Genomic DNA, 9,829 nt, shown 5'->3' with positions numbered 1-9,829 from the left:
TTGTGCTGGCGACCATAGCAAGAGTGAACCACCTGATCCCTTCCCGAACTCAGAAGTGAAACCTCTTCGCGCTGATGGTAGTGTGGGGTTACCCATGTGAGAGTAAGTCATCGCCAGCTCATTATTCGAACACCCTCAACTCACGTTGGGGGTGTTTTTTTATGCAAAAAGAAAATAAAGTTAGAAAAATAAAATTATAAAAAGAAAGGAAACATAAAAGTGAAGGCAAAATAAAACCATCTGAGGATGGCTTTAATTCAACGGGTATTGGCTACTTTATTAAGCTAGTAAGTCAAAATTAAAGTGCATCTTTTAAGTTTTTTTGGTGCTGTTTGACTTGTTTCGCGTAGCGTTTACCTTGCTTTTTCATTTTTCGATTACTATTGTAGCCAGTAGGTCCCACATTGTAATAGGCCAAAGCTTTAGGCCATTTACCCGACTGATTTTTATAATGATTTAAAATAAATGTACCACAGTTGATATTGGTATGTTCATGGAATAAATCGCCAGGACAAGTCTGCTGCCAATAACGTGGAATAATTTGTGTGAACCCAACTGCACCTGAAGGTGAAACAGCATAGGCACGATAATTCGATTCTTGTCTAATAACTGCAGCGACAAGCAGAGGATCAACATTATGTTGTTCTGCACTTTGTACAATGATTGGTGCTACACGATTTGCTGTATCAGGATGCACAGCATAAGCCTTTTGGATCCCTGTAGAAAGTTTAGCTGAGCGTTTTGCAAGAGAACCACCTCCTAGTGGAGAGCAAGCTGCTAGCGTTAAAACAGTACAACCAATACTGAATATTTTTATAGATGGATATTTTCTAAAAGTATTAAAAATCATATTAAAACTATATCTGTCATTTTGGCGTATGTGAGTATATATACTGATTTTGAGGTGAGCGATTGACCTAGTCAAGCCATTCACAGATTTGAATTGTATCGTGTCAGCATAATACAGAGGTTTCGTTTTGTTTTATCGAATGATTGGATAAACCAATGGAGTCTGATCTATCCTTAGGTTTTAATAATATGTCAAATTGATGACAAGTTTTTTATTTAATATAAACTATTGGAATAGAACAAATAAACTGCAATTTTAAGATAAAAGTACGTACAATATCGGCTTTTTAGCACTTTGAAAATTGCTTATTGCACAGGGAGTAAGTGTGTTAGAAGTCTTTGTACAATTATGTGGTGGTATTGGCCTATTTTTGATTGGTATGACCATGATGACAGACAGCTTAAAAAATATGGCAGGGGAAACTTTGCGTATTTGGTTGTCTAAATTTACAGGCTCACCCATTAAAGCTGTGCTTTCAGGCATCGGTTTAACCTTAATTGTACAATCTTCTACAGCAACGACTTTAGCCACAATTGGTTTTGTCAGTGCGGGTATTCTTACTTTTGCTCAGGCAATTGGTGTCATTATTGGCGCGAATATTGGCACAACCAGTACGGGTTGGATGGTGGCATTTTTAGGTGTTAAATTTTCCATCACCAGTTTTGCATTACCTTTGCTGGGTTTGGGTGCAATGCTCAAATTATTTAGTCAGGGGCGAGTTGCATTATTTGGAATGACATTGGCAGGTTTTAGTCTGATTTTCCTTGGCATTGATATGTTGCAAGTTGCCATGTCAGGTTTTGCTGAACGTGTCGATTTATCAGTATTTTCAAGTAGATCTTTGATTGCGCAACTCAGTTTGGTTTTGGTCGGTATTATCATGACCATTCTGTTGCAATCTTCAAGTGCTGCAATTACCGCGACCTTAGCAGCATTGGCCAGTGGTGCGATTGATTTGCAACAGGCTTTAGGTTTGGTGATTGGACAGAATATTGGTACGGTGGCGACAGCCATTATTGCTGTAATTGGTTCAACTGCAAATGCCAAACGTACTGCAGCGGTTCATGTGATTTTTAACATCATTTCAGCCATTTTTGCTTTTATTATTTTAAAACCGTTATTTCTTGAGCTAACACAAAATCAACGTCTTATGGCAACATGGGACAATGTGGTGATTGTTGCTGCATTTCATACAGCATTCAGTATTTCTGGTACTTTGATTATTTTGCCTTTTATCCGTCAGTTCGAAAAACTGATTATGAAAATTATCCCAGATCAAACTCAATCGGTTTTATGTTATCTCGATCAAGCGAGTTTATCTGTGCCCGCCTTGGCTATTCATGCTGCATCAAAGGTGATTTACCATAGTTTGTATGACGTTTTGGTGATGCTAAAACTGGCTATCCAAGAGGGAAGATTACCTTCAAAAGTACGTTTATTACAGCTAGATGAAGTACTCATTCAAGTCCAACGCTATTTGGAAGAAATGTCGATTTCAGAAAATGAAGCCGATCAACAGCGTTTAATGGCGATGCTTCGTTTGATGGTGTATTTACGTGTTTTACGAAGTGATTTGGAAAATATTACTTTAGCAAAAGAAATACGCACCCAACCTGCAATTTATCAAGTTGGCTTAGATTTTGTACAAATTCTTGATGAACATCTAAAAGAAATGGATGATTTTGATGTGCATAAACATGTACTAAGTCTAAATACCGAATTATCTAATTTGAAAAAATGGACAGAAGATCAACGTGCCGAAAACCGTGAAAAAGTGCTGCAATATATTGCCGTGAATCAGCTCAATGCTGCGACAGGTTTAGAGTTGTTGGCGGCACAACGTTGGTTGGATCGCGTGATTGCGCATGCACAGCGCTTAGCTAACGTGTTGGTTGAAAATTCACGTAAACCAAGTTAATGATTTTAGGCTATTTTTTCGATAGTTACTTTTATATTTAAAAATGGCCTAAGCGAATTCACTTTTAATCTCAATCAAGCGTATAATTTGAGCATCGTTTTTTACAGTATTTTTTCAATGACTCCAGCAGCTAAACTTTTAAAAGCCAAGAAAATTCAATTTTCTATGCATGAATATGAACATGATCATAATACTAAAAGTTTTGGTTTAGAAGCTGCGGAGAAGTTAGGCTTAGATGTCACAGAAGTATTTAAAACTTTATTGGTCAGTGATGATAAGCATTATTTTGTGGCGATTTTACCTGTCCATTACCAATTAAATCTTAAAAAAGTTGCGGCTGCTTTTCAGTGTAAAAAAGTACACATGGCTGATCCTAAAGATGCTGAGCGTTTGACAGGTTATTTGGTTGGGGGCATTAGTCCAATTGGGCAGAAGAAACAACTGAAAACAGTGATTGATGCATCCGCTCAACAGCTTGCAACTATGTATGTGAGTGGAGGGAAGCGGGGATTAGATATTGGTTTAACACCAAGCGATTTGGCAAAAGTTTTAAATGCTAATTTTGTAGAGATTGTAGATGCATGATATGTTGAACTTTATATTGTTTTGAGTCCAAAGCACACAGATGCTTGTTCTTGTATGAATGTAGCAACTATTCCTATTCGTTTCATCTCAGTGATTCTTGTTCCAAGCGACCATTTAATAACAAAAAAAGTTATCTTTAAGCAATAAATAGGGTAATTAAAAACTCGTATTGATGATTTTTTAACAAACTAAATTTTATGTTATATTAGTGAAAGTTAAGAAATTCTGAGAGGTGCAGTATGGGTAAGCGTCTTAAAGACTACACAATCGAAGATCGAAAAGCTCGTCCAATGTGTCCAGCTAAACCTATTGACTTTGGTGATGATGAGACTACCAATCGCATTATGTTAGATGCTGCTAAACGTGTAATTCGTCGGCATAAAAAAGAACTTATTGCGCTTGCTCACAAATGAGTCTAATGCCCTCAACTTTTGTCGTTGCTGTCTATTTTGATATATCTTTATTACGTTATGAGGCAGTCATTTAGAATGACTAAATTTTCTGCCTTATGACTTAATATCAGCCAAAAACTTGCGAAATCTCTCTCACATCGCAAACATAGACGAATAGTCAGATGAAGTTTACAAAACTTACAAGAGAATAGTTGAATAATAATTACAATAATATATTATAAAAACATATATTGTTTTGGATGTTCAAAATGCATGATTATCTGCTGGCATTAATCGGTGGTGGATTGCTTGGTCTTGCAGTCGTGGGCTATTTATATGTTCATGGTCGTATTGCAGGCATTAGTGGTTTACTGGCTCAAGTATTAAATCCGCAAACGCTGTTCAAAACGCCTGCATTGTGGTTTGTGTTAGGTATTTTCATTGTGCCTTTTTTCTATGGCATCGTGGCTCAACCTAAAGTTGAATTGAATGCAAGCCCATTGATGATGATTGTGGCGGGATTGTTGGTTGGTTTCGGTACTCGTTTGGGTTCGGGTTGTACCAGTGGACATGGTATTTGTGGCATGAGTCGTTTATCTAAGCGCTCCATTGCAGCAACAGCTACCTTTATGTTAGCTGGCTTTATTACCGTTTATGTTATCCGCCATATCACAGGAGCATTCTAAATGAAAAATTTCTTAGCCTTTGTTTTCGGTGGTATTTTTTCAGCTGGATTGATTCTTTCTGGTATGTCGAATCCTGAAAAAGTTTTAAACTTCCTCGATCTTTTCGGTACATGGGATGCAAGTCTGGCATTTGTTATGATGGGTGCAATTGCGGTTGCCTTTATTCCATTCCAAAGAATTATGCGCCAAGCTGAACCAAAAACCATTTTAAATGAACCAATTGATTTGCCTAAACAAACTCAAATTGACTCTAAACTGATCACAGGTAGTTTTATTTTTGGTATCGGTTGGGGCGTTGCAGGAATTTGTCCAGCGCCAAGTCTAACCTTGATTGGTTTAGGTTATTATCAAGCAATCTATTTCATTGTTGCAATGTTGGTGGGGATTCTCATTCATCGTAAGGTTGCAGGAGCATAAGATGCACGCAGATATTCAGCATTTTTTTGATGAAAATACTAATACATTCAGTTATGTGGTAAGTGATCCTGTAACGCGTCAATGTGCCATTATTGACAGCGTGTTGGATTATGACCCTGCATCTGCGACTACTTCAACAATTCATGCCGATGAAATCATTGCTTACATCCAAAAAAATGAATTAACGGTTGAATGGATTTTAGAAACGCATGTGCATGCCGATCACCTGACAGCTTCTCAATATTTAAAAGAGCAGTTGGGTGGTAAAATTGCCATGAGCCATAAAATTTCGATTGTGCAAGAAACATTTAGTGCTATCTATAACTTGGATATCAAGTATTTCAATTCACATCAATCATTTGATTATCTGTTTGACGATCATGAAACTTTTACGATTGGTGAATTACAAGCCTATAACATCCCTACACCGGGGCATACGCCTGCTTGTTTAAGCTATGTGATCGGTGATGCTGTATTTGTAGGTGATACTTTGTTTATGCCTGATTATGGTACGGCACGTTGTGATTTCCCGAAAGGCAGTGCAGGGCAGTTGTACGATTCTGTGCAAACGCTATACGCATTGCCTGAAGAAACACGAGTGTTCTTATGCCATGATTATCTACCAGAATCACGTGAACAATATGAACATGAAACACTGCTCAAAACTCAAAAAGAGCAGAATATTCATATTCATACAGGGGTAAGCAAAGCTGAATTTATTGAGATGAGAACTCAGCGTGATGCTACTTTAACGATGCCTAAATTGATTCTGCCATCAATTCAAATCAATATGGACGCAGGTAAGTTCCCACAACCTGAGGCCAACGGCATTCGTTATTTGAAGTTGCCTTTGAATTATTTTAAATAAAATTTTAAGAAAAGTTCATCTTGTATGTTATTGCTTAGGCTCACACAAATAGCCTAAGCAATATTATAAGTTTCACCGTAAAAAGCACATATAAAATTTGATTTATAAACTCAAAACTCATTAAATAGATCAATCATTTGAATTCAAGTTTAGAGTCTATTTTATGTTGTTAAATTATCAAATCACGCAAAATCAGCCTGAATCTACATTGCCACCTTTGGTTTTTATTCATGGTTTATTTGGTAGTTTGAGTAATTTAGGCATGCTCGCACGTGCATTTCAAGAACAGCGCACCGTAATTCAATTAGATGTGCGCAATCATGGTAAGTCTGCGCATTGTGATGACATGAATTATGCAGCAATGGCACAAGATGTTTTAGAAACGTTGAACAGCTTGAATATCGAACAGTTTTCTGTGGTTGGGCATTCAATGGGCGGTAAAGTTGCAATGACTTTAGCTCCTCTGGCTGCTGGGCGTTTACAGCAATTGGTTTTATTGGATATTTGTCCTTTTGCTTATCCTGAAAATCGTCACGATCAAATTTTTACAGCCTTGTTTGCTGTGCAAGATGCACAAGTTGAAAGTCGCCAAGCGGCAATGGAAATTATGCGTGAGCATCTTCAAGAAGAAATGGTTGTGCAATTTTTGATGAAGTCATTTAGCAAAGGGCAATGGTTATTTAACTTAAATGCGCTACATGAACATTATGCCGAAATTTTGTCATGGCAGACGGTGCATAGTGATGTCAATACTTTGTTTATTCGTGGCGGTAATTCACCTTATATTGAGTTACCTGAGCATTATGCCGCTATTCAAGCACAGTTTCCTCACGCAAAAGTTGAAACAGTCGCTCATGCAGGGCATTGGTTGCATGCCGAAAAAACAGCAGAGGTATTGGCATTCATGACTGAGTTTTTAGATTAATCTTGTCTAGTATTTTGCATCATTCGATGATCTAAAATGATCTCAGTTTTTAAGTCAATTTTAAACCAATACTTCATTTGGAGTATTGTTTTTTTCTTCACACTGATCTGCATAGATGAACGGTTTAGCTTTTATTCTCAACAATAAAAAAGAGCTGATGTTGAATCATCAGCTCTTCATTTTAAACTTAAGCAACCTTAAATTGCTTATGCTTTTTCTTCTTCATTGCCTGCAAGTTGCTTTAGCAAATGCTTTTCAAGATAGTGAATATCCATTGCTTGTTTGCAGAAGTTTTTATCTTGCAGAATTAAGTCTTTGTGCAAAGGAATGTTGGTTTTAATTCCTGTTAAGATGGTTTCATCCAAGGCTTGACGCATACGCGCAATACTGGTTTCACGATCTTTACCATGCACAATCAGTTTAGCAATCATTGAGTCGTAATACGGCGGAATGCTATAACCTTCGTAGATGTGTGAATCTACACGAACACCTGCACCACCTGGGGCATAGAAGTGTTCAATTTTACCCGGTGAAGGTACGAAGGTGGTTGGGTCTTCTGCGTTAATACGACATTCGATTGCGTGACCACGAATTTCAACCTGATCTTGCTCAATGTCTAAACCTAGACCTGCAGCAATACGCAATTGTTGTTCAATGATGTCAATGCCTGTCACCATTTCAGTTACAGGGTGCTCAACTTGAACACGGGTATTCATTTCAATGAAGAAGTATTCGTCATCTTCAAATAAGAATTCGAAAGTACCTGCACCACGGTATTGCATTAACTTACATGCATTAACACACGCTTCTAAAATATCGGCACGTGCTTGTTCTGGTAAGTTAGGTGCTGGCGCTTCTTCAAGCACTTTTTGGTGACGGCGTTGTAATGAACAGTCGCGGTCATAAAGGTGAATCGCGTGACCATTACCATCAGCCAATACTTGTACTTCTACGTGGCGTGGCTTTTGTAAGAAACGCTCCATATAGACCGTGTCATCACCAAACCACATTTCTGCATCACGTTGAGCTGCTTGAACTGATTCAAGCAAGGTGTCTACGCGCTCTACAATACGCATACCACGACCACCACCACCAGCAGCCGCTTTTACAATGAGCGGGAAACCAATTTCTTTGGCTTCAGCTAAAGCATTGTGTGGTGTAACGGCGTGTGCTGAACCCGGTACAGTTGGTACGCCAGCTTTACGCATTGCAGTAATTGCAGAAACTTTGTTACCCATTAAGCGAATATGCTCAGGGCGTGGACCAATGAAAATGAAACCTGAACTTTCTACAATTTCAGCAAATTCGGCATTTTCGGCAAGGAAACCATAACCAGGGTGAATGGCATCTGCACCTGTAATTTCTGCTGCAGTAATAATTGCAGGAATATTCAGGTAACTTTCACTGCTCGCACCCGGACCAATACACACGGCTTCATCACAAAAGCGTAAGTGCATCAGGTCTTTATCGGCATCTGAATAGATACCCACGGTTTTGATCCCTAAAGTTTTGCAAGCTCGGGTGATGCGCAGGGCAATCTCACCACGGTTTGCAATTAAAACTTTTTGCAACATTGTGAATCCCCGAGGTCTTAAGCGCGGTAGCGGAAGAGTGGTTGACCAAATTGAATCACTTCGCCATTTTTAACTAGAATTTCTTCAATCACGCCACTTTGAGTTGCTTCAATTGGGTTCATGATTTTCATTGCTTCAATAATACCAAGCGTTTCACCAGCAGAAACAGTTTGACCCACTTTAATAAATGGTGCTTCACCTGGGCTTGGTGCTGCATAGAACACGCCAACCATTGGAGAAGTTTCAACTGCACCACGTGGTGAAGATTTAGGTGCAGATGGTACTTCTGCAGAAGGTGCAGGCATTGCAGGAACTGCTGCCGCTACTACTGGACTGCGACGAGTTAATGCAATCGACTGATCGCCTTCTTTAACTTCAATCGCTTGTAAGTCAGATTCAATCATCAAGTCGATGAGTTTCTTGATTTTACGAATATCCATGGACAGTATTCCTAGTTTAAGATTGTGTAGTAGGTTGAATTTTTTCAAGAACAAAGTCGAGTGCTGCGGCATAGCCTTTTGCGCCTAAACCGCAAATCACACCAATGGCTTTGTCTGATAAATATGAATGATGTCTAAACGCCTCACGTGCATGCACATTCGACAAATGGACTTCAAGAAATGGAATAGCGACCCCTAACAAGGCATCACGTACCGCAACAGAGGTATGCGTTAATGCAGCAGGGTTAATAATGATATATTGTGTGCCATCTAACGCGGCTTGATGAATTCGGTCTACAATTGCGCCTTCCCAATTACTTTGGAAAGTATCTATAGAAATTGATGCTTTTTGCGCTTGTGAAATGAGCTGTTGATTTATATCCTCAAGAGTGAGGTAACCATAAACTTCGGGTTCACGCTTTCCTAGCAAATTTAGATTCGGTCCATGAATAACCAAAATGGTCGAACTCATTCCGCTTGCTCCAATAAATAATTGCAATAATACTTTGCAAGATGTCTGCAAAGTTTGCTAATTATGGCATAAAATTCCACATTTTTTTTGTAATTTGTTTAATTTGACGTAGAAAGCGTGTGCCAAAATGAGGCTCTATAATGAAAACTTTGCAGGGAATTCGCAATGTTAAAAAATTACATTTTTAGTTTTTTTTGCTGATTTTTATATTCTAAAACAACTGACCAAATCTATTCATTTGTTTTCTGTAACGACTGATCAAGCGAGTGACTTGAACTGGTTTGATTCGGAATGTCAAAGCCAGAAAACAACCAACATCAATATCGCATTTCTTTATAGCATGATATTTCGTTGCTGTTTATAAAAAATGGCGATTCCATTTTTTCAGTTCATTCAAAGTAGATGACCACACAAACTGCAGTGGATCATCTAATACGTTTTGTGATCATCGTTCAAGTGGTTATGGATTCGATAGAAAGATCATTTCGATAATAAGATATTTTAAAAATTCAACTTTATTTAAATAAAACATGAGCTTAAATGGAATGCTTTGATTGATATATTTATCTATATTTTAGTCTGGAATAGATGCTCCTACGCTGCGTATTATATTTTGAGTGGGGTGCTGTTGGTTTTATGTACACTTTAATTAAGTTGTAGATTGATCACAAGACCAAGCACATGCACGATCTGCACGGATAT

At 38.2% G+C, this 9,829-nt stretch carries 11 protein-coding genes and 1 rRNA gene; 8 read left to right on the top strand and 4 right to left on the bottom strand.

Features of this window, described 5'->3' with window-relative positions; genetic code table 11:
• Positions 1 to 4: 4 nt before the first annotated feature.
• Positions 5 to 119, top strand: a 5S ribosomal RNA gene (rrf, locus tag FTT74_RS10205).
• A gap of 179 nt (positions 120 to 298) precedes the next feature.
• Here rrf and FTT74_RS10200 read toward each other — a convergent pair.
• Positions 299 to 850, bottom strand: a complete 552-nt coding sequence (locus FTT74_RS10200) for a lytic transglycosylase domain-containing protein (protein WP_096902336.1) — start codon at positions 848 to 850, stop codon at positions 299 to 301.
• Positions 851 to 1,175: 325 nt separating this feature from the next.
• Between FTT74_RS10200 and FTT74_RS10195 the strand changes: the two genes are divergently transcribed.
• From FTT74_RS10195 to FTT74_RS10165, 7 genes are all read left to right on the top strand, one after another.
• Entirely contained in the window at positions 1,176 to 2,768 is a 1,593-nt protein-coding gene (locus tag FTT74_RS10195) for a Na/Pi cotransporter family protein (RefSeq protein ID WP_167845994.1), read from the top strand.
• A gap of 117 nt (positions 2,769 to 2,885) precedes the next feature.
• Positions 2,886 to 3,353 (top strand): Cys-tRNA(Pro) deacylase, encoded by a 468-nt coding sequence (gene ybaK, locus FTT74_RS10190; protein ID WP_179988965.1) that lies wholly within the window; start codon positions 2,886 to 2,888, stop codon positions 3,351 to 3,353.
• Between the two features lie 239 nt (positions 3,354 to 3,592).
• Complete coding sequence (locus tag FTT74_RS10185; protein ID WP_004973856.1) at positions 3,593 to 3,766, top strand: hypothetical protein; 174 nt, start codon at positions 3,593 to 3,595, stop codon at positions 3,764 to 3,766.
• Between the two features lie 248 nt (positions 3,767 to 4,014).
• The gene (locus FTT74_RS10180; protein ID WP_004973854.1) at positions 4,015 to 4,431 is read left to right on the top strand and encodes a YeeE/YedE family protein; all 417 of its coding nucleotides are present in this window, start codon (positions 4,015 to 4,017) and stop codon (positions 4,429 to 4,431) included.
• The gene (locus tag FTT74_RS10175) at positions 4,432 to 4,848 is read left to right on the top strand and encodes a DUF6691 family protein (RefSeq protein ID WP_004973852.1); all 417 of its coding nucleotides are present in this window, start codon (positions 4,432 to 4,434) and stop codon (positions 4,846 to 4,848) included.
• Between the two features lies 1 nt (position 4,849).
• Positions 4,850 to 5,716, top strand: a complete 867-nt coding sequence (locus FTT74_RS10170; RefSeq protein ID WP_004973849.1) for an MBL fold metallo-hydrolase — start codon at positions 4,850 to 4,852, stop codon at positions 5,714 to 5,716.
• Positions 5,717 to 5,879: 163 nt separating this feature from the next.
• On the top strand, positions 5,880 to 6,641 hold the full coding sequence (locus FTT74_RS10165) for an alpha/beta fold hydrolase (protein ID WP_096902339.1): 762 nt from the start codon (positions 5,880 to 5,882) through the stop codon (positions 6,639 to 6,641).
• A 206-nt stretch (positions 6,642 to 6,847) separates the two neighbouring features.
• Here FTT74_RS10165 and accC read toward each other — a convergent pair whose 3' ends face one another.
• From accC to aroQ, 3 genes are read right to left on the bottom strand one after another with little or no spacing between them, the layout of a single operon-like run.
• Complete coding sequence (gene accC / locus FTT74_RS10160; protein ID WP_004973841.1) at positions 6,848 to 8,215, bottom strand: acetyl-CoA carboxylase biotin carboxylase subunit; 1,368 nt, start codon at positions 8,213 to 8,215, stop codon at positions 6,848 to 6,850.
• A gap of 17 nt (positions 8,216 to 8,232) precedes the next feature.
• Positions 8,233 to 8,655, bottom strand: a complete 423-nt coding sequence (gene accB / locus FTT74_RS10155; protein WP_004973838.1) for an acetyl-CoA carboxylase biotin carboxyl carrier protein — start codon at positions 8,653 to 8,655, stop codon at positions 8,233 to 8,235.
• Positions 8,656 to 8,671: 16 nt separating this feature from the next.
• On the bottom strand, positions 8,672 to 9,127 hold the full coding sequence (gene aroQ / locus FTT74_RS10150; RefSeq protein WP_096902340.1) for a type II 3-dehydroquinate dehydratase: 456 nt from the start codon (positions 9,125 to 9,127) through the stop codon (positions 8,672 to 8,674).
• Positions 9,128 to 9,829: the final 702 nt, after the last annotated feature.

Source organism: Acinetobacter sp. YH01007 (assembly GCF_013420425.1).
Lineage (GTDB): Bacteria > Pseudomonadota > Gammaproteobacteria > Pseudomonadales > Moraxellaceae > Acinetobacter > Acinetobacter towneri.
This window is presented reverse-complemented; position numbering and strand designations above follow the sequence as displayed.

Excerpts from the sequence above, each read along its gene's own strand:
- FTT74_RS10170 (WP_004973849.1), top strand. The coding sequence starts at position 4,850 with ATGCACGCAGATATTCAGCATTTTTTTGATGAAAATACTAATACATTC.
- FTT74_RS10165 (WP_096902339.1), top strand. The coding sequence starts at position 5,880 with ATGTTGTTAAATTATCAAATCACGCAAAATCAGCCTGAATCTACATTG.
- ybaK (WP_179988965.1), top strand. The coding sequence starts at position 2,886 with ATGACTCCAGCAGCTAAACTTTTAAAAGCCAAGAAAATTCAATTTTCT.
- FTT74_RS10180 (WP_004973854.1), top strand. The coding sequence starts at position 4,015 with ATGCATGATTATCTGCTGGCATTAATCGGTGGTGGATTGCTTGGTCTT.
- FTT74_RS10200 (WP_096902336.1), bottom strand. The coding sequence starts at position 850 with ATGATTTTTAATACTTTTAGAAAATATCCATCTATAAAAATATTCAGT.
- FTT74_RS10185 (WP_004973856.1), top strand. The coding sequence starts at position 3,593 with ATGGGTAAGCGTCTTAAAGACTACACAATCGAAGATCGAAAAGCTCGT.
- FTT74_RS10175 (WP_004973852.1), top strand. The coding sequence starts at position 4,432 with ATGAAAAATTTCTTAGCCTTTGTTTTCGGTGGTATTTTTTCAGCTGGA.
- accB (WP_004973838.1), bottom strand. The coding sequence starts at position 8,655 with ATGGATATTCGTAAAATCAAGAAACTCATCGACTTGATGATTGAATCT.
- accC (WP_004973841.1), bottom strand. The coding sequence starts at position 8,215 with ATGTTGCAAAAAGTTTTAATTGCAAACCGTGGTGAGATTGCCCTGCGC.
- aroQ (WP_096902340.1), bottom strand. The coding sequence starts at position 9,127 with ATGAGTTCGACCATTTTGGTTATTCATGGACCGAATCTAAATTTGCTA.